The sequence below is a fragment of the Ancylobacter sp. Lp-2 genome (assembly GCF_020523795.1).
In the GTDB taxonomy this organism is placed as follows: domain Bacteria; phylum Pseudomonadota; class Alphaproteobacteria; order Rhizobiales; family Xanthobacteraceae; genus Ancylobacter.
On record NZ_JAJALI010000010.1, the window covers coordinates 108,492 to 124,940 of the forward strand.

The window sequence follows — 16,449 nt, forward strand, 5'->3', positions numbered from 1 at the left end:
CGCAGCCGCTTGTCAGCTCCTCGGTATCGTTTCTTCTCTCGACTCGCGCGTTGCAGCCGGACGCGCTATAGCCCGGAATAGCGCAACCTGATCGCGGTCAGCCGATGCGAACGCTCCGGCGCCTTGCCCTCAATCGCTGGGACCTCGGTCTCGGCCTCGTCGCCATCCTGGTGGCGACGGTGGCGTTCGCGTGGTTCGTGCGCGCCGCCGATCCGTCGATCCGCAGCGCGCTGATCGCCGGCTGGATCGCCGTCGCGCTCGCCTGCGCTGGCGGCATCATCCGGCTGACCGCGACGCGGCAGGGCAGCATCCGGCTGTTTTCCTCCGAGATCCGCGCGCTGCAATTCGGCCTGCACAGCATGGACATGCTCGGCTTCTGGCGGGCGCTCCATGCCGATCCCGCCGCCGGCGCCGGCGGTTTCGCCGATGTCGCCCGCAAGGAGAGCTATTTCGCCTTCATCCATGCGTCCGGCGCCACCATCGGCAATCTGCACCCGGATGTGGTCGAGAGCACGGTGCGCTTCTACACCTATCTCAAGATGTCGCGCGACGCGGCGGACAGCCTCGGCGGCTGGGACAAGGTGACGGACCCGGTGGCCCGCCGCGCCCATATCCGCTATGTCGTGATCCTGCTCGCCCAGTCGATGCTGTGGGGCTTCATCGCCCGCTGGCACATGGGCGCGGCGTTCCGGCCGGACGATTATGCCTTCCTCGCCGAGATCGAGAAGGCCTATGACGAGGTGACCGTGAGCGGCACCTTCCACATGCTGTGCGGCGGCCATCAGCAGCGGGCGGTGCTGACCGCGCTGCGCGAGGAAGCCGCCCGACTTTCCAGCGTCCAACTTTCCGCCGTGCCCGACAAGATCGTGAGAGAGTGAGCCGATGACCCTGCGTGCCGCCGCCGAAGACTGGAATCCCGCCCTCTATCTGAAGTTCGCCGACGAGCGCACGCGCCCTTCGCGCGATCTCGTCGCGCAGATCCCGCTGGCGGCGCCGCGCCGCGTCGTCGACATCGGCTGCGGGCCGGGCAATTCCACCGAGCTGCTGGCGGAGCGCTGGCCGCAGGCCGAGGTGCTCGGCATCGACAGCTCGCCCAACATGGTCAGGCAGGCGGGCGAGCGCCTGCCCGCCGCCCGCTTCGAGGTCGCCGACGTCGCGACATGGCAGCCGGCGCCCGGCACCGACCTCATCTTCGGCAATGCCGTGTTCCAGTGGGTGCCGGACCATCCCGCCGTGCTGCGCCGCCTTGTGGAGGCGCTGCCCGAGGGCGGCGTGCTCGCCGTGCAGATGCCCGACAACGTCGCCGAGCCCTCGCATGTGCTGATGGCGCAGACGGCGGCGGAGGGGCCGTGGGCGGGCAAGATCGCCGGCGCCACCCGCGACGAACTGCCGTCGGTCGGCGCCTATTATGACCTGCTGAAGCCGGTCGCCCAGCGGGTCGAGATCTGGCACACCCACTACCAGCACGCCCTCGACGGCGCCGCCGCCATCGCCGAGTGGTTCAAGTCGACGGCGCTGCGGCCCTATCTCGACCCGCTCGATACCGAGGAGCGCGCCGCCTTCCTCGCCGCCTACACCGCGCGGATCGCCGAGGCCTATCCGGCGCGGGTGGATGGCAAGGTGCTGCTGCGCTTCCCGCGCCTGTTCATCGTCGCGGTGCGATAGGCCGCGCCGCGCCAGCTCCGGCGTGGGTTCCGGCGTGGAGAGGGCGGCTCACGCCCCCTCCACCGCCTTCCACAGCACCGCCAGGTCGATCTTCTGCATCTGCATCATCGCCGCCATCACCCGCTGGGAGATGGCGGGGTCGGAATGCGCCTTCTCGACCAGTTCCTGGCTGTTCACCTGCCAGGACAGGCCGAAGCGGTCCTTCAGCCAGCCGCAGGGCTGGTACAGGCCGCCGGCGCCGAGCTTCTCCCAGTAGAAGTCGATCTCCTCCTGCGTCCTGCAGTCGATCAGGAAGGAGGTGGCCTCGCTGAGCTTGAAGATCGTCCCGCCATTGATGGCGCCGAACTGCAGGCCGTCGAGCTCGAACAGCACCACCATCACGCTGCCTTCCGGGCCGGGGCCGAGCTCCGAATAGCGCGCCACCGTGAGGATGCGCGAATTGGGAAACACCGAGACGTAGAACCGTGCCGCCTCCTCGGCCTCGCTGTCGAACCACAGATAGGGGGTGATCGCCTGCCTCAGTCCCATCGTTTCTCTCCCACATGGGCGCCGGCATCCGCGCCGACACTGCAAGGACGTCCGGCGCGGCCCGATCCCGACACGCGCAACCGTGAACGGGTGGGATTTCCGCGCCGGCTCCCGCTGCGCTAAGTAGGGCGCATGCGCATCCTGTCCCGTCTCGCCATCGCCCTTCTGTCCCTGTCCGCCGTCGCCGGGGCGTCCTCGTCCGTCCGCGCCGACGCCGCCTTCGACCGCTGGCTGGCGGCGCAATGGCCGGCGGCTCAAGCGATGGGTATCTCCCGCGCCACCTTCGAGCGCGAGACCAAGGGGCTGGAGCCGGATTATTCGCTGCCGGACCTCGCCATTCCCGGCAAGCCGCAGAAGCCGGGCGCGCAGGCCGAGTTCGTGCAGACCCCGGCCGCCTATCTCTCCGACAAGGCGATCGCCTCCTATGCCACGCGCGGCCGCGCGCTCGCCGCGCAGTATCGCGGCCAGCTCGACGCCATCGAACGGCGCTTCGGCGTGCCCGGCTCGATCCTGCTCGCCATCTGGGCGCGCGAGACCTCCTATGGCGGCGCCAAGCTGAACTACGACGCGCTGCGCGTCGTGGCGACGCAGGCCTATGTCGGCCGCCGCAAGGACGAGTTCCGCGCCGAATTCCTCGCCGCGCTGAAGATCCTCGACGAGGGCCATGTGAGGCGCGCCGAGATGAAGAGTTCCTGGGCCGGCGCCATGGGCCTCACCCAGTTCATGCCGACTGGCTACCTGAAATACGGCGTCGACCTCGACGGCGACGGCACCGCCAATATCTGGACCTCTGTGCCGGAGGCGCTGGCCGCCACCGCCAGCCTGCTGCGCGAGGAGGGCTGGCAGCCCGGCAAGCGCTGGGCCTACGAGATCGCGGTGCCGGCCGGCTTCGACTGCACTGAGGCCGAGCCCGCCGTCACCCGCCCGATCGCCGCCTGGCTGAAGAGCGGCGTGAAGGTGGCGGATGGCCGCCGCATCCCGCCCACCGCGATGAAGGACCCGGCCTCGATCATCATGCCGGCCGGCCCGTTCGGCCCGGTCTTCCTGACGCCGGCCAACTATTTCGCGCTGAAGAACTACAACTTTGCCGATCTCTACGTGCTCTATGTCGGCCACCTCGCCGACCGTATCGAGGACGACCGTCCCTTCGCCCGCGACTGGCAGCCGATCGCGCTGGTGAAGACCAGCGACCTCGAATTCATGCAGAAGGTGCTCACCCGCGAGGGCCTCTACGCCGAGAAGGTCGACGGCAAGGCCGGCATGAAGACCCGCGCCGCGCTCGGCGCCTACCAGAAGGCGAGGGGCCTGCCGCTTGACTGCTGGCCGACGCAGGCGCTTCTGGAGCGCATGAAGGGCGGCTGAGGTCGGGGCGCCGCCAGAGGGCGGTGCGATGCGCGAGGCGGATCTGCTCGGTGCCTGGATTCTCAGGAGCTTCCGTTTCGAGGAGGTGGCGACCGGCCGCCAGTGGGAGCCGTTCGGCCCCAACCCGGCGGGCACCATCCTCTTGCACCCCGGCGGGCGGTTCTTCGCCCTGATCACCCCGACCGGCCGGCCCTCGCCGGTCACCGAGGCCGAGCAGGCTGCGGCCTTCCGCGATCTCGTCGCCTATTCCGGCACCTATCGGATCGAGGCGCCGGACCGGCTGGTCACCCGGGTCGACATCTCCTGGTTCCCGCGCTGGATCGGCACCGAGCAGCTGCGCCACTGCACGCTCGACGGCGACGATCTCGAACTCGTCAGCGCCCCGCTCGACATGCCCCGCGGCGACGGCGAGCCGGTCGCGGTGATCGCCCGCGTGGCGTGGCGCCGCGAGGTCGCGCCGCCGGACGGTGCCGTGATAGCTGCCGGCTAGCCGGCATCCGCGCTCGCCACCACCAGCGGCGCCGGCGCGGCGTTCGGCTGGTCCGGCGCATGCGCCACGATCACGCTCAGCGCCACCACGCCGGACAGCACGAAGACGATGAGCATCCGGGCGTACATCTGCGCTCTCCTATTGGGCCGCCACGACGGCTGGCCGATGGGAGAAGGCTACGCAGGAGCGCGCGCCGCCGATATTGTACCCGGGCGTGGTGGTTTCATCCGATCAAGGGGGGCGATCATCCCTTGGTTTACCTGCAAGCGCGCGCAAATTGCCCGGGCGGCTTCCGGCCGCCGCCCGCGAGCGGCGGCCCGCCTACTTCACCTTGTCGAGCAGCCCCGGCAGCTCGGCCAGCATGGCGTCGCGGGCGCGCCAGCTGGTCGGCGTCTCCTGCCGCGCGGCGTCGCGGTCGAGCCGCGCGAACGTCACCGAGCGCCCGTCCTTCACCGCCCAGCCGACGAACCAGCCATAGGGCTGGCCGCGCACCGGCTGGCCCTTGGCGTCGTGGGCGAAGCCCATGCCGGTCTTGCCGTGCACCTGCCAGCCATTGGTCGTGGTGCCGACGCGGATGATCTCGCCGGTCATCTCCACCGCCCGCTTCGACACCGGCAATTCGCCGCGCAGCATGCGGCCGAGGAAGCCGAGCTGCTCCTTGGGCGACAGGGCGAGCGAGGTGGAGAGCCAGGCTTCGGTCAGCCCGTCCTTCTTGCCCTTGTTGCCGGAGACGTCGCGGTTGCCGTAGCCGAAGCCGTCGACATAGGCGCGGAAGCGTTCCATGCCGAGTTTGCGGGTGATCTCCTGCGAGTACCAGACTACCGATTCCTTCATCCAGTAGGTCGGGTCGACATCCGCCTTCCACTCCTTGCGCCAGGCCGGGTAGCCCGGCTTGTAGGGCCAGGAGGGCGCATGCGCGTCGGTGAGGATGCCGGCGTCGTACCCCATCAGCGCGATGGCGATCTTGAAGGTGGAGGCCGGCGTCACCCGCTCCTCGCAGCCGGGGCCGTCCTGCGTCAGCACCTTGCCGGTCGCCGCGTCGGCGAGCACGGTGCACAGCGTCGCCGCCCGTGCCGGCAGCGCGAGCGCGGAGGCGGCGAGGACGACAGCGGCAAGCATGGGGGCGGAAAAGGCGAGGGCGGAACGGCGGCGCATGGGCTTCCTCACGGGCAGTTGCTTTGCCGCGCACAGCACCCGCCGCCCGTGGCGGAAATCCGGCCGCCGCCGGGCGATTTCCTGCTTGTCCCCGGCGTTCAGCGCCCGGTGAAATCCCCGGCCGACAGCCAGAACACCTCGCCCTCGCTGTCCTCGGTGTCGAGCCACAGGAAAGGCAACTCGGGATACTCGGCCTCCAGTATCTCCCGGTCGGTGCCGATCTCGCAGATGAGGCCGCCGTCGCGGGCGAGATGCTTCGGCGCCTCCTTGAGGATGCGCCGGACGATGTCGAGCCCGTCCGGCCCGCCGGCGAAGGCCATGATCGGCTCGTGGCGATGCTCCGGCGGTAGCGCCGCGCAGGTCTTGGCGTCGACATAGGGCGGGTTGGTGATGATCAGGTCGTAGCGCTTGCCCTTCAGCGGCGCGAACAGGTCGCCCTGGTGCAGTGTCACCCGGTCCTGCATCTCGTGCAGCGCCACGTTCTCCGCCGCCAGCGACAGCGCCTCGGGCGAGAGGTCGACCGCGTCCACCTCGGCATTCTCGAACAGCATCGCCGCGAGGATGGCGAGGCAGCCCGAGCCGGTGCACAGGTCCAGCACCCGGCCGACCGCCTCCGGCTCCGGCACCAGCGAGAAGCCCTCGCCGCCGAACAGGTCGCCGGCCATCAGCTCGCCGATGAAGGAGCGCGGCACGATGGCGCGCTCGTCGCTCTTGAACGGCACGCCGCGAATATAGGTACGGCCGAGCAGATAGGCCGCCGGCTTGCGGGTGCGGCAGCGCTCCTCGATCAGATGAGCGAGGCGGGCGCGCTCGCCGCCGGTCAGCCGGCAGTCGAGCCAGGGATCGAGCTCGTCGACCGGCAGGTGCAGCGCCTCGAGGATGATGAAGGCGGCCTCGTCGAGCGCGGTGGTGGTGCCGTGGCCGAAGCCGAGCTCGGCCGCGTTGAAGCGGCTGACGGCGTAGCGCAGAAAGTCGCGCAGCGTGTGGAGGTCGTGTTCCGCGCTCACCGGGATTCTCCTGTGTTTCCGGGTCTAGCAGCATGGTGGCGGCGTGAAAGCAAGTTGATGTGAAAGCGTGTGGCGCCGCGCCCCGGAAAATGAGAGGAATGGGGTGAAACGCGGAGAGCATGACATGGCCGCCAAGCCGTCCACCGGCCCTACCGACAAGTCGTCCGAAGAGATCGTCCTGCACATCGATCGCTCGGTGGCGGTGGTGCTGTTCGAGTTCCTGTCCCGCACCGTCGACGATGGCGATGGCGAGGCGCTGGCCGAATTCGTCGAGGACGAGGCGGAGGTTCCGGCACTGTGGGCGCTGCTCGCCGGGCTGGAAAGCGTGCTCACCGAGCCGATGGCGATCGACTACGAGAAGAAGGTGCTCGCCGCCCGCGAGGCGGTGATGAAGCGCTTCGGCGGCGCCTTCTCCGATCGCGGCGACGACGCATGAGCGAGGCGGTCTGGTTGCGCGTCGATCACTGGATCGAGGACACGCTGCTGCCGCCCGATCCGGCCCTCGCCTCGGCGCTCGCGGCGAGCGACGCCGCCGGCCTCAGGGCGATCAACGTCGCGCCCAATCAGGGCAAGCTGCTGATGCTGCTGGCGATGATCCGCGGCGCCCGGCGCATCCTGGAGATCGGCACGCTCGGCGGCTATTCGACGATCTGGCTGGCCCGCGCCTTGCCGGAAGATGGCCGTCTCGTCACGCTGGAATTCGACCCGCACCATGCCGAGGTGGCGCGCGCCAACATCGCCCATGCCGGTCTGGCTGATCGCGTCGAGGTGCGGGTCGGCCCCGCCCGCACGACGCTGGCGGCGATGATCGCCGCCGGCGAGGCGCCGTTCGACTTCGTCTTCATCGACGCCGACAAGCCGGGCAACCCGCATTATCTGGAGGCGGCGCTGGCGCTGTCGCATCCGGGCACGGTGATCGTCGCCGACAATGTGGTGCGCGACGGGCGGGCCGCCGATCCCGCGAATACCGACGAATCGGTCGTGGGCATCCGCCGCTTCATGGAGATGGTCGCCGCCGAGCCGCGCCTCGTCGCCACCGCCGTCCAGACGGTCGGCTCCAAGGGCTATGACGGCTTCGCCCTCGCGCTGGTGGTGTGAGGCGGCTCACTCCGCCGCGTAGCAGACCGCCTGCAGCTTGTTCCCGTCGGGATCGCGCACATAGGCCGCGTAATAGTTCGGCCCGTAATGCGGGCGCGGCCCGGGTTCGCCTTCGCTCCGTCCGCCCAGCTTTAGGGCCTGTTCGTGGAAGGCGCGCACCGCGGCCTTGGTCTCGGCGATGAAGGCGACATGCGTGCCGTTGCCCCATGTCGCCGGCCGGCCGTCCTCCGGCGTGTAGATGTAGATGGTCGGCATCTGGCCGTCGCGCTCATAGGCGAGGGGCTTTTCCGGCGGCTTGGGCAGCCGGGCGAAGCCGATGGCTCCCAGCACGGCATCGTAGAATGTTGCTGACCGGTCCTTGTCGTTCGTTCCCAATGTGATGTGGCTGATGACGGACACCGGCGATTCCCTCGTTCTGGCGTGGCGGCGCGCCTCACGATAATCGCTGCCGAAGGGCATGCGGGGAACAGGTGAAACGCGCGATCCCGCGTTCGCTACCACCGGAATCGGGAGGATCCGTCCGGCCGGACGATCCGGCTCATGTCAGCGAGCTTGTTTGAAGGACGGCGCCGTCGGGACGCCGCCTGCGTTCACGGCGTCGCCGTGCTGTCCGGCAGGCCTTCGGGCGCCGGACCGGTGGCCGCCGGCGCCGAGGTCTTGCCGGTCGGCGCCGCCGCGCCGGGAATGGCGGTTCCGGTCAGGACGGCACCCGGCTTGGCGGGCTTGGCCAGCGAGGCCGGGCCACTCACATCCGCCGAGCGCAGCTGGCTGTCGACATTGGCCGCGAGCGAGACGCCAAGTCCCTTGGCGAAGCACTCATAGCCGAAATCGTTCATGTGGAAGCCGTCCTTGAAGGTGAAGGCGTCGAAGGCCAGCCCCTTCGCCTCGTGCCATTCGCGCATCAGCGCGAAGCGGTGGAACACGCCCACCCCTTCCTCGTCGGCGACGCGCTGCTGCAGGCGCAGCATGTCGAGCGCTTCCGGGTCGCCGATCACCTTGGGCGAATATTGCGGGTCGATGATCACGATGTCGGCGCCGAGCGCGCGGGTGCGGGCGATCGCCTCGCGCAGCAGCGCCTCGGCGGTGTCGAGCCCGTTGGCGCGGAACAGCGCGTTCACCCCGGCCTGCCACAGCACCAGCGTCGGGCTCGCAGCCGCGACATCGGTCTCGAAGCGCGCCAGCATCTCCGGCGCGTCCTGCCCGTTGATGCCACGATTGACCACGGTGAGCTCGATGCCGGGGAAGCGCTGGCGCAGCGCCGCTTCCAGCCGGCTCGGATAGGCGGCGGCACGCGAGCTCGCTCCCGCCCCGGCGGTGGAGGAGGAGCCGATGGCGACGATCTTCACCGGCCCGCCCTCGCGCAGCGCCTTGGCGAAGCGCGGCAGCGGCTGGCTGAGCCGGGTCAGCGCCACGTTGCCGGCCGGGCAGCTCGGCGCCAGCAAAGTGGCAGCGGCGGCCGGCGTGCCGGCGAGCGGCAAGGCGAGTGTCACGGAGAGCGTGGCAGCGACGAGGCCCGGAAGCGCGAGACGGGTCAGGTGCATCTTGGTGGGTGCCGGGGTTGGGGTTAGCGGGAGCCGAGGGTTTTCTTGTCGACCCCGTCGGCGATCATGCCGACCAGCAGCCGGCCGATGCAACCATGCACGTCGTCGAACAGGGTCGGGGAGGGGCGGTCGGCGTCGAGGTCGAAGATGCCCTCGTCCTGCCAGTAGCGCATGACGTCGTAGCGGTCGAAGAACGGCACGGCGTTGCCGCGCGCGGTCCATTGCAGCGTGTTGGTGTAGGGCGCGACGTCGAAGGCGACGGAGGTGCGCGGGCTGTATTGCGGGCCGACGAGGATCACGTCGGTCTTGGCCTCGTGGGCGAGGCGGACGCCATCGCTCACCGCGTCGCCGAAGGCGCCGGTGTCGACGCCGAGAATGGCGTCATAGGTACCGGTCTGCCAGATCAGCAGCGACGGCTTGTTGACGCGCAAAAGGTCGGGCAGCACGGTGAGGATCGCCTGCGCGGTGGCGCGCGGCTGGTTCTGCGTCGCCACCACGATGCCGCCATCGGGATAGCGGGCGCGCAGGATCTCCTCGATATAGCTCGGGAAGCGCTTGGGCACCGCATCCTTGGCGGCGCCGGTGCTCTTGGCCGGCTTCTTCTCGACCGTGGCCGAGGAGTTCAGCACCAGTATGGTGGTCGGCGTCTTGTCCTCGAGCGATTTGGCGAGGCGCGGCAGGCCGAAGCCGGCGCGGGTGAGCTCGGAAGGCGCGGCACAAACGGGCTCCGCGCGTGCCGGGACGGTAGCGCCGCCCGCCAGGAACGCCGTGCAAGCCAGTATCAGTCCGAGCGTCGTGCGTTTCACGTCGATCCGCGCCGTCTACCCATATTTCCGCGCGGCAATCTCGCGCTCCACGCGAGCATACCATGACAACAGCACGGAGAGAGCCACCATAAGGGAGATGCCCGCCGCGCTCATGATGAACTGCATGGTCAGCGAGCCATTGATCTCGTTCAACACGAAATGTGCGGCGAAAGAAAGGAAGACGCCGAAGCAGAACACTTCCAGCGAGTTCTGCCCGCACAGGATCATCGGCCGCAGCACCCGGGAGCGCAGCCAGCGCGCATCCACCGGCACCAGCTTCACCACCACTACGGCGAGGGCGAGGAAGTGCAGGAAGCGCAGCGGCGACAGGTCGGTCTTGCTGATCGGGTAGATGAACACGCCGACCGCCTCCGGCACCAGCCCTTCCAGCGGCCGCCACCACCAGCTCACCACCACGGCGAGCGAGACGACGAGATAGGCGAGCGCCAGCGCCACCACCAGCCGGTTCTGGATCAGCCCGCCGAGGCGGTCGCTGCCCCCGAGCCCGCACCAGCCGCCGAACACGAACATCAGCTGCCAGCAGAACGGGTTGAAGAACCACATCCGGTCGTCGGGATAGCCGGGCAGGTTGATGCCGAGATTGAGCGCCAGCGCATAGACCAGCGCCGAGACGGCGAGCGTGGCGTCGGGCCAGCGTTTCAGCGCCCACAGCACCGGCGGGAAGCCGGCGAGCAGCACGATGTAGAGCGGCAGCACGTCCATGTTGGCCGGCCGGAACTTCAGCAGCAGCGCCTGCACCAGCGCCACGTCCGGCTCGGAGAGGAACTGCAGCGCGCCCATCTCCTCGGCATAGAGCGGGTTGGAGAAGGAGCCGACGACATAGGAGATCTCGGCGAGATAGATCACGAACAGGAAGATGAAGGCGATGTAGAGCTGCCACGCCCGCCTGAGGATGCGCGCCGAGGTCACCAGCGTGCCGGAGCGGTCGAGTTCGCGGCCATAGACCATGGCGGCGGTGTAGCCGGAGATGAAGACGAAGATCTCTGTGGCGTCGGAGAAGCCGAAATTCCGGTTGGTGATCCAGTTCACCACATTGTTGGGGATGTGGTTGAGGAAGATGAACCACAGCGCCAGCCCGCGAAACAGGTCGAGCCGCAGGTCGCGCCCGCTGGCGGCCGGCGGCGCCGGGGCGGTGCCCGGCGTGCCGGCGGCCGGAGGAGTGGTGCTGGCTGGAACGCCCCGGTGCTCCGACGTTTCCGCCGTCATGCCGGCCGGTTGTCCGGCCGGCTGTTCCTGCGCGACACGTCGGGCGGTGGCGCTCTGCCTCACGAAACCTCGCTTACTTCTTCTTCAGTCCGAGCCCGAGCATCAATACCGTGAAGCCGTTGAAAATGAGATCGACGCCGAGGAACAAGCCGAGAATCCACATGGAATTGATCGGCCACTGCACGGTGATCTCGATGCCGAGCAGGATGGCGATGATGGCGGAGAACAGGATCCAGCCCCAGCCGGCCGCCGGGCGCAGCTTGAACGCCGCCACCAGCCGGAACAGGCCGCCGACGATCAGCGAGATGCCGAGCAGCAAAGTGAGCACGGCGGCGGCGAGGTCGGGATTGGTGAAGGCGATGACGCCGGCCACCAGATAGAGCAGGCCGTCGAGCAGCCAGAAGAAGAAGCCGCCCCAGCCCTTCACCGCGAAGGCGTGGAAGATCTGGGCGATGCCGGCGACCACCATCATCGCGCCGATGTAGTAGACCGAGATCAGCGTGCCGACCACCAGCCCGTAGGAGCTGCCGAGCGCGATCGCCCCGGCGACGATCAGGATGACGCCGAGAGCGACGAACCACCCCCATTTGGCGCGCAGTTCGTGCAGGTGGCCCGCGAGCGAGCCGGCCGGCGTTGAGGGGAAGGAATCGGTCGGGGTCGACATCGGGTCTCGTCCTTCATGCTGGCGCCGCGCCGACGGAGCGCAAACGCGCCACCCCGGTTCGGGGTTCCGGCGCGCGGCGGGGAAACGATGGTATCTTAGACCGGTCGGCGGCTGCGCGCAGTCCGCATTTCCCCGGCGTCGTGCGGGGCGGTTAATATCCGCCCTCCACTCGCGGAGATCCGTGCATGAACGAAACCCTGCCGCTGTTCGACGATGCCACCGTGCCCGCCCGCAAACGGGCGGCCCGGCTGTCGCTGCTGCTCATCGCCGATGGGGCGGACTTCGTCACCCGCCCGGTGGATCGGGCGATGGTGGATTTCGAGGGGCTGGCCGGCGATCGCCATCGCGGCTTCACCCGCAAAGCCGATTCGCGGGTGCCGTGGTATCCGCGCGGCACGCCGATTCGCAACACGCGGCAGCTGACGCTGGTGGCGCCGGACGAGCTCGCCCTCATCGCCGGCCGGCTGGAGTTGCCGGGGGTGGAGCCGTCCTGGCTCGGTGCCAATCTGGTGGTGGAGGGGCTGCCGGATCTCACCGCGCTGCCGCCCGGCACCCGGCTGCATTTTCCCGGCGGCGCCTGCCTGGCGGTGGAGGGTGAGAACGCGCCCTGCCGCCACGCCGGGGCGGCGGTGGCGCGGCATCATGCCGGACGGCCGGGCCTCGACCTCGCCTTTGTCGGCGCGGCGCGCGGCCGGCGCGGCCTCGTCGCCTGGGTGGAACGGCCCGGCGAACTCGTCGCCGGCAGCGCCATCGAGGTGCGCGTGCCCGCCCAGCGCCTGTGGGGGCGGTGAGGGCGGCAGCCTGCACCGTGCGCCGCGCCGCCATCCGGCCCGCAAACGAAAATCGCCCGGACGATCCCTCGTCCGGGCGATGTCGTATTTCAGGATCCCGGCAGTATCCCGCCGGAAAGAGTCCTCAGCGGACCGCCACGTTCGGCGCGCCGGCGGCGCTCACCGGAATGGGCTGCATCGCGGCGCTGCCGTCGGCGGTCTTGGCCGCCGGGTTGCCCGGCATCACCACGACCTTTGTGCCGACCTTCACCCGGTCGTACAGGTTCTCGACGTCCTCGTTCAGCATGCGGATGCAGCCGGAGGACATGAACTGGCCGATGGTGGACGGCTGGTTGGTGCCGTGGATGCGGTAGATGGTGCCGCCGAGATACATGGTGCGCGCGCCCAGCGGGTTGCCGGGGCCGCCGGCCATGAAGCGCGGCAGGTAGGGCTGGCGCTCGATCATCTCCGCCGGCGGGCGCCAGTCGGCCCATTCCGCCTTGCGGGAGATCTTCTCGGTGCCGGCCCAGGTGAAGCCGTCGCGGCCGACGCCGATGCCGTAGCGCTCGGCCTTGCCGCCGGGCAGCACGTAATAGAGATAGGTGTTCGGCGTATCGATGATGATGGTGCCCGGGGGCTGGGTGGTCGCGTAGTCCACCGTCTGCCGCTTCAGATTGGCGGGCAGTTCCTTCGGCGGGCCTTCCTCCGGCTGATCCTCCGGCGGCAGCGTGGCGACGGTCGAGCCGTTGGCGCCCATCATCTGCTGCTGCGGAGCCGAATAGCCCGGCTGGCCGGCCGGGGCGGCGGCGTGCACCTGGCCCGGCGGCGTATAGGGGCCGGACTGCGCGGCGTAGTTCGGCGCCGAATAGCCGGCCGGCTGCTGGCCGGAATAGGCGCCGGTGGGATAGCCGGGCTGCGCCGCGGCGGTGCCGGGGGCGGACTGCGCGGCGTAGTTCGGCGCCGAGTAGCCGGCCGGCTGCTGGCCGGAATAGGCACCGGTGGGATAGCCGGAGGGCGCGCCGCCATTGGCATAGCCGGAAACCGGAGCCGGCTGCCCGCCGGCGGCGGCCGGCGGCGCCATGATGGGCGCGACGCCGCCCTGCGCCGGAGCGCTGGACGTGCCATAGGGATCGATGGCGGCCGGCACCTCGACGGTGCCCGGCACCGGCTCGGCCGACTGCGTGGCCTCGACGGGATAGGACTGGGCGCCGGCCGTACCGACCGACGTCAGAAGGGCCAGAGCGACCGCGGGAGCGAAACCTAGGCGAACGACCATCATCAAGCCTACTGGAGTGAATGCCACAACCTTTGCGACGACGACATGACGCAGGAACAAGGCGGGTTCAAGACAAGACTAAGTCACGAATGGTCCAGCTTGCTTCAGCCATGCACGAAACGCATGGGCGATGCATATAAGCAACAGTAACCCTGACCTATGTCCCTCACATCGACCGGGACATTATGGTTTCGAAATCGTTGAAAAGTCGTTGCTGTTCGCACGGCCATCGATGATTTCGCGGTCGCGGTGCCAGCCCACCACCGCTTCGGGGTAGCAGTCGGTGGACGCGAAATACGGCTTGATGTCGATCAGCGGCGTGCCGTCGAGGCAGTCGAGCCCGACCACCGTGAGTCGGTTGTCCTCGATGCCCAGCAGGCGCACGGCGCTCATGGCGATCGGGTTCGGCCGGGCGGGGCTTCTGAGCGCGAAGGTGCCGCGTCCCCGGCCATAGGCGCGAGGCACCTGCACGAGGAGGTCGCGCGGCGCCCGGTCCATCCAGTAAAGCAGCCAGAGATGGGTGGTGCCCGCCAGCCCGTCCAGCGCCGGGACGAGCGCCGGGTCGAGTTCGACGGTGCACACCGCCTCCGCCTCGCGCCCGTTCTTCGGGCACTCCTTGCGCTGGGTCCAGGGCGTGCGAAGCCGGCCGATGAAATGCACCCCGGCGTCGGGGGAGGCCGGCAGCGGGCGGGTTATTTCGCCGGGGCGGATCCCGAATTCGGCCGGCTGGTTCGACCCTGTCGCGTCAATCGGGCTCACGCTACACCTCACTAAACGTCATCGGCGGGAAACGTCATCGGCACGGCGCCGGCCGGCCCATCGCGTCCCTTGCATCCCCTTCCGAAAAGACATAAAGATATCTTTATATCTCATCGAGGGTTCCATGCCGGCATCGCCGCTCAGCTTCGCGTCTCTGCTCGACGGCCTCAAGGCGGCCGGCGAGGACACGCGCCTGCGGCTGCTCGCCCTGTTGGGCGAGGGCGAGCTGACCGTTTCCGAGCTTACCGAAATCCTCGGCCAGTCGCAGCCCCGAATTTCGAGGCATCTCAAGCTGTTGGCCGAAGCCGGGCTGGTCGAGCGCTTCCGCGAGGCCAGCTGGGTGTTCTACCGCCGCGCCGCCGAGACCCCCGCCGCCGCCCTCAACGACGCGCTGCTCGCCCTGATGGCGCCGGACGACGACATCCTCCTGCGCGACCATGAGCGGCTGGAGGCGGTGCGGGCTGCCCGCGCCGCCCATGCCCAGGCCTATTTCCGCGCCCACGCTCATGAATGGGACGCGCTGCGCCGCCTGCACGCCCCCGACGAGCAGGTCGAGGAGGCCATTCTCGAAGCCCTGCAAGGCATTGAGATCGCGTCGCTTCTCGACCTCGGCACCGGCACCGGGCGCATATTGGAACTGTTCGCCCCGCGCATCGAGCGCGGCGTCGGCATCGATCTGTCGTCGGACATGCTCGCCGTCGCCCGCGCCAATCTGGAGCGGGCCGGTGCCCGCAATTGCACGGTACGGCAGGGCGACATCTACAGCCTCGCTTTGCCGCGCGACGCCTTCGACGTGGTGATCGTCCACCAGGTGCTGCACTTCCTCGAGGATGCCCCGCGGGCGCTGAAGGAAGCGGCGCGGGTGCTGAAGCCCGGCGGGCATCTGCTGGTGGTGGATTTCGCCCCGCACGACCTCGAATTTCTGCGCGAGGCGCACGCCCATCGTCGCCTCGGCTTCGCACCCGAGGTGGTCGAGCACTGGCTGTCCCAGGCCGGGCTGGTGCCGCGCTCGCATCGCCCGCTTGCCCCGCAAGCCGATGGAAAGCTTACCGTTTCTCTCTGGCTGGCCCGCGATCCGCGCGCGACGCAGCCCGCCCAAAAGCACAAGGAGGTCGCCTGATGTCGTCGGATGTCGAGCGCCGCAGCCGCCGCTCCGGCGGGCGGCCGATTTCGGTGTCGTTCGAGTTCTTCCCGCCCAAGACGCCGGAGATGGAGGCCACGCTGTGGAACTCCATCACCCGTCTGGCGCCGCTGGCACCGAAATTCGTCTCGGTGACCTATGGCGCCGGCGGCTCGACCCGCGAGCGGACCCACGCCACCGTCGAGCGCATCGTCAGGGACACCCGCCTCGCCCCGGCCGCGCATCTCACCTGCGTCGCCGCCTCGAGGGGTGAGGTGGATGACGTCGTGCGCGGCTATTGGGATGCCGGCGTACGCCATATCGTGGCGCTGCGCGGCGACCCGCCGGGCGGCGTCGGCCAGGCCTATGAGCCGCATCCGGAGGGCTACAAGACCTCCGCCGATCTGGTCGCTGGCCTGCGCCGCATCGCCAATTTCGAAGTCTCCGTCTCGGCTTACCCGGAGAAGCACCCGGAGAGCCCGTCCTTCGACACCGATCTCGACATCCTCCAGGCTAAGGTCGAGGCCGGCGCGACGCGAGCGATCACCCAGTGCTTCTTCGATAACGACCTGTATTTCCGCTACCTCGACAAGGTGCGCGCGCGCGGCATCGATGTCCCCATTGTGCCGGGCATCCTGCCGGTCTCGAACTTCAAGCAGGCGAACAATTTCGCGGAGAAGACCGGCTGCTACATGCCGGCCTGGCTCGCCGGCCGCTTCGAGGGGCTGGACGACGACCCGGAGACCCGCAAGCTGATCGCGGCGGCGGTGGCAGCCGAGCAGGTGTTCGACCTCGTCGACCGCGGCGTGACCGAGTTCCATTTCTACACGCTGAACCGCGCCGACCTCGTCTACGCCATCTGCCACCTGCTCGGCATCCGCCCGCCGCAGAACGCGGAAGGGCAGGGCAACGGCCAGGCGGCGGCGTGAAGAAGAGAGCGGCGCCTTAACCTCGCCCCGAGGGGGAGAGGCCGCCACGCAG

Annotated in this window: 20 protein-coding genes; 9 read left to right on the forward strand and 11 right to left on the reverse strand. The window is 69.2% G+C overall.

Going from position 1 to position 16,449, the window contains the following annotated elements; translation table 11 throughout:
* Positions 1 to 104: 104 nt before the first annotated feature.
* Entirely contained in the window at positions 105 to 878 is a 774-nt protein-coding gene (locus LGR54_RS21060) for a hypothetical protein (RefSeq protein ID WP_230363928.1), read from the forward strand.
* 4 nt (positions 879 to 882) lie between these two features.
* Positions 883 to 1,665, forward strand: a complete 783-nt coding sequence (gene tam / locus LGR54_RS21065) for a trans-aconitate 2-methyltransferase (RefSeq protein ID WP_230363929.1) — start codon at positions 883 to 885, stop codon at positions 1,663 to 1,665.
* A gap of 48 nt (positions 1,666 to 1,713) precedes the next feature.
* Here tam and LGR54_RS21070 read toward each other — a convergent pair whose 3' ends face one another.
* Complete coding sequence (locus LGR54_RS21070; protein WP_230363930.1) at positions 1,714 to 2,193, reverse strand: VOC family protein; 480 nt, start codon at positions 2,191 to 2,193, stop codon at positions 1,714 to 1,716.
* Positions 2,194 to 2,325: 132 nt separating this feature from the next.
* Here LGR54_RS21070 and LGR54_RS21075 point away from each other — a divergent pair, with 132 nt between their 5' ends.
* Both LGR54_RS21075 and LGR54_RS21080 read left to right on the forward strand, forming a co-directional pair.
* Entirely contained in the window at positions 2,326 to 3,555 is a 1,230-nt protein-coding gene (locus tag LGR54_RS21075) for a lytic murein transglycosylase (protein ID WP_230363931.1), read from the forward strand.
* A gap of 28 nt (positions 3,556 to 3,583) precedes the next feature.
* Positions 3,584 to 4,045: a lipocalin-like domain-containing protein gene (locus LGR54_RS21080; RefSeq protein ID WP_230363932.1), complete on the forward strand. Its 462-nt coding sequence runs from the start codon at positions 3,584 to 3,586 to the stop codon at positions 4,043 to 4,045.
* Here the strand turns inward: LGR54_RS21080 and LGR54_RS25845 are convergent.
* From LGR54_RS25845 to prmB, 3 genes are all read right to left on the reverse strand, one after another.
* Positions 4,042 to 4,173 carry a hypothetical protein gene (locus tag LGR54_RS25845; protein WP_255607851.1) on the reverse strand — a complete coding sequence of 44 codons (132 nt, stop codon included), beginning with the start codon at positions 4,171 to 4,173 and terminating at the stop codon, positions 4,042 to 4,044. The genes LGR54_RS21080 and LGR54_RS25845 overlap by 4 nt on opposite strands.
* 193 nt (positions 4,174 to 4,366) lie before the next feature.
* Positions 4,367 to 5,200, reverse strand: a complete 834-nt coding sequence (blaOXA, locus tag LGR54_RS21085) for a class D beta-lactamase (RefSeq protein ID WP_230363933.1) — start codon at positions 5,198 to 5,200, stop codon at positions 4,367 to 4,369.
* 98 nt (positions 5,201 to 5,298) lie between these two features.
* Entirely contained in the window at positions 5,299 to 6,207 is a 909-nt protein-coding gene (gene prmB, locus LGR54_RS21090) for a 50S ribosomal protein L3 N(5)-glutamine methyltransferase (RefSeq protein WP_230363934.1), read from the reverse strand.
* A 124-nt stretch (positions 6,208 to 6,331) separates the two neighbouring features.
* Here prmB and LGR54_RS21095 point away from each other — a divergent pair, with 124 nt between their 5' ends.
* Positions 6,332 to 6,643: a hypothetical protein gene (locus LGR54_RS21095; RefSeq protein WP_230363935.1), complete on the forward strand. Its 312-nt coding sequence runs from the start codon at positions 6,332 to 6,334 to the stop codon at positions 6,641 to 6,643.
* A complete protein-coding gene (locus LGR54_RS21100) occupies positions 6,640 to 7,305 on the forward strand; it encodes an O-methyltransferase (RefSeq protein WP_230363936.1) in 666 nt (221 codons plus the stop codon). The genes LGR54_RS21095 and LGR54_RS21100 overlap by 4 nt, the downstream gene beginning before the upstream one ends.
* 6 nt (positions 7,306 to 7,311) lie before the next feature.
* Here LGR54_RS21100 and LGR54_RS21105 read toward each other — a convergent pair whose 3' ends face one another.
* From LGR54_RS21105 to LGR54_RS21125, 5 genes are all read right to left on the reverse strand, one after another.
* Positions 7,312 to 7,704: a VOC family protein gene (locus tag LGR54_RS21105; RefSeq protein ID WP_230363937.1), complete on the reverse strand. Its 393-nt coding sequence runs from the start codon at positions 7,702 to 7,704 to the stop codon at positions 7,312 to 7,314.
* Between the two features lie 191 nt (positions 7,705 to 7,895).
* Positions 7,896 to 8,846, reverse strand: a complete 951-nt coding sequence (locus tag LGR54_RS21110) for an SGNH/GDSL hydrolase family protein (protein ID WP_230363938.1) — start codon at positions 8,844 to 8,846, stop codon at positions 7,896 to 7,898.
* 23 nt (positions 8,847 to 8,869) lie between these two features.
* On the reverse strand, positions 8,870 to 9,652 hold the full coding sequence (locus LGR54_RS21115) for an SGNH/GDSL hydrolase family protein (RefSeq protein WP_230363939.1): 783 nt from the start codon (positions 9,650 to 9,652) through the stop codon (positions 8,870 to 8,872).
* A gap of 15 nt (positions 9,653 to 9,667) precedes the next feature.
* The gene (locus LGR54_RS21120) at positions 9,668 to 10,942 is read right to left on the reverse strand and encodes an OpgC domain-containing protein (RefSeq protein ID WP_230363940.1); all 1,275 of its coding nucleotides are present in this window, start codon (positions 10,940 to 10,942) and stop codon (positions 9,668 to 9,670) included.
* Positions 10,943 to 10,952: 10 nt separating this feature from the next.
* Positions 10,953 to 11,543, reverse strand: coding sequence for an HdeD family acid-resistance protein (locus LGR54_RS21125; protein ID WP_230363941.1), 591 nt, complete (start codon positions 11,541 to 11,543; stop codon positions 10,953 to 10,955).
* 185 nt (positions 11,544 to 11,728) lie between these two features.
* On the opposite strand from LGR54_RS21125, the gene LGR54_RS21130 reads away from it, so the two are divergent.
* The gene (locus LGR54_RS21130) at positions 11,729 to 12,334 is read left to right on the forward strand and encodes an MOSC domain-containing protein (RefSeq protein ID WP_230363942.1); all 606 of its coding nucleotides are present in this window, start codon (positions 11,729 to 11,731) and stop codon (positions 12,332 to 12,334) included.
* A 124-nt stretch (positions 12,335 to 12,458) separates the two neighbouring features.
* On the opposite strand, the gene LGR54_RS21135 is transcribed toward LGR54_RS21130, so the two are convergent.
* Both LGR54_RS21135 and tsaA read right to left on the reverse strand, forming a co-directional pair.
* Entirely contained in the window at positions 12,459 to 13,592 is a 1,134-nt protein-coding gene (locus tag LGR54_RS21135; protein WP_230363943.1) for a L,D-transpeptidase, read from the reverse strand.
* A gap of 180 nt (positions 13,593 to 13,772) precedes the next feature.
* Entirely contained in the window at positions 13,773 to 14,348 is a 576-nt protein-coding gene (gene tsaA, locus LGR54_RS21140; RefSeq protein ID WP_230363944.1) for a tRNA (N6-threonylcarbamoyladenosine(37)-N6)-methyltransferase TrmO, read from the reverse strand.
* Between the two features lie 124 nt (positions 14,349 to 14,472).
* Here tsaA and LGR54_RS21145 point away from each other — a divergent pair, with 124 nt between their 5' ends.
* Positions 14,473 to 15,468: a metalloregulator ArsR/SmtB family transcription factor gene (locus LGR54_RS21145; RefSeq protein ID WP_230363945.1), complete on the forward strand. Its 996-nt coding sequence runs from the start codon at positions 14,473 to 14,475 to the stop codon at positions 15,466 to 15,468.
* Entirely contained in the window at positions 15,468 to 16,397 is a 930-nt protein-coding gene (gene metF, locus LGR54_RS21150) for a methylenetetrahydrofolate reductase [NAD(P)H] (protein WP_230363946.1), read from the forward strand. The genes LGR54_RS21145 and metF overlap by 1 nt, the downstream gene beginning before the upstream one ends.
* The last annotated feature ends 52 nt before the right edge of the window (positions 16,398 to 16,449 follow it).

Bases quoted from the DNA above. Each gene is read 5' to 3' on its own strand.
- LGR54_RS21095 (WP_230363935.1), top strand. From the start codon at position 6,332: ATGGCCGCCAAGCCGTCCACCGGCCCTACCGACAAGTCGTCCGAAGAG.
- LGR54_RS21070 (WP_230363930.1), bottom strand. From the start codon at position 2,193: ATGGGACTGAGGCAGGCGATCACCCCCTATCTGTGGTTCGACAGCGAG.
- LGR54_RS21130 (WP_230363942.1), top strand. From the start codon at position 11,729: ATGAACGAAACCCTGCCGCTGTTCGACGATGCCACCGTGCCCGCCCGC.
- metF (WP_230363946.1), top strand. From the start codon at position 15,468: ATGTCGTCGGATGTCGAGCGCCGCAGCCGCCGCTCCGGCGGGCGGCCG.
- blaOXA (WP_230363933.1), bottom strand. From the start codon at position 5,200: ATGCGCCGCCGTTCCGCCCTCGCCTTTTCCGCCCCCATGCTTGCCGCT.
- LGR54_RS21080 (WP_230363932.1), top strand. From the start codon at position 3,584: ATGCGCGAGGCGGATCTGCTCGGTGCCTGGATTCTCAGGAGCTTCCGT.
- LGR54_RS21110 (WP_230363938.1), bottom strand. From the start codon at position 8,846: ATGCACCTGACCCGTCTCGCGCTTCCGGGCCTCGTCGCTGCCACGCTC.
- LGR54_RS21100 (WP_230363936.1), top strand. From the start codon at position 6,640: ATGAGCGAGGCGGTCTGGTTGCGCGTCGATCACTGGATCGAGGACACG.
- LGR54_RS21075 (WP_230363931.1), top strand. From the start codon at position 2,326: ATGCGCATCCTGTCCCGTCTCGCCATCGCCCTTCTGTCCCTGTCCGCC.
- LGR54_RS25845 (WP_255607851.1), bottom strand. From the start codon at position 4,173: ATGTACGCCCGGATGCTCATCGTCTTCGTGCTGTCCGGCGTGGTGGCG.
- LGR54_RS21060 (WP_230363928.1), top strand. From the start codon at position 105: ATGCGAACGCTCCGGCGCCTTGCCCTCAATCGCTGGGACCTCGGTCTC.
- LGR54_RS21145 (WP_230363945.1), top strand. From the start codon at position 14,473: ATGCCGGCATCGCCGCTCAGCTTCGCGTCTCTGCTCGACGGCCTCAAG.
- LGR54_RS21135 (WP_230363943.1), bottom strand. From the start codon at position 13,592: ATGATGGTCGTTCGCCTAGGTTTCGCTCCCGCGGTCGCTCTGGCCCTT.
- LGR54_RS21125 (WP_230363941.1), bottom strand. From the start codon at position 11,543: ATGTCGACCCCGACCGATTCCTTCCCCTCAACGCCGGCCGGCTCGCTC.
- tam (WP_230363929.1), top strand. From the start codon at position 883: ATGACCCTGCGTGCCGCCGCCGAAGACTGGAATCCCGCCCTCTATCTG.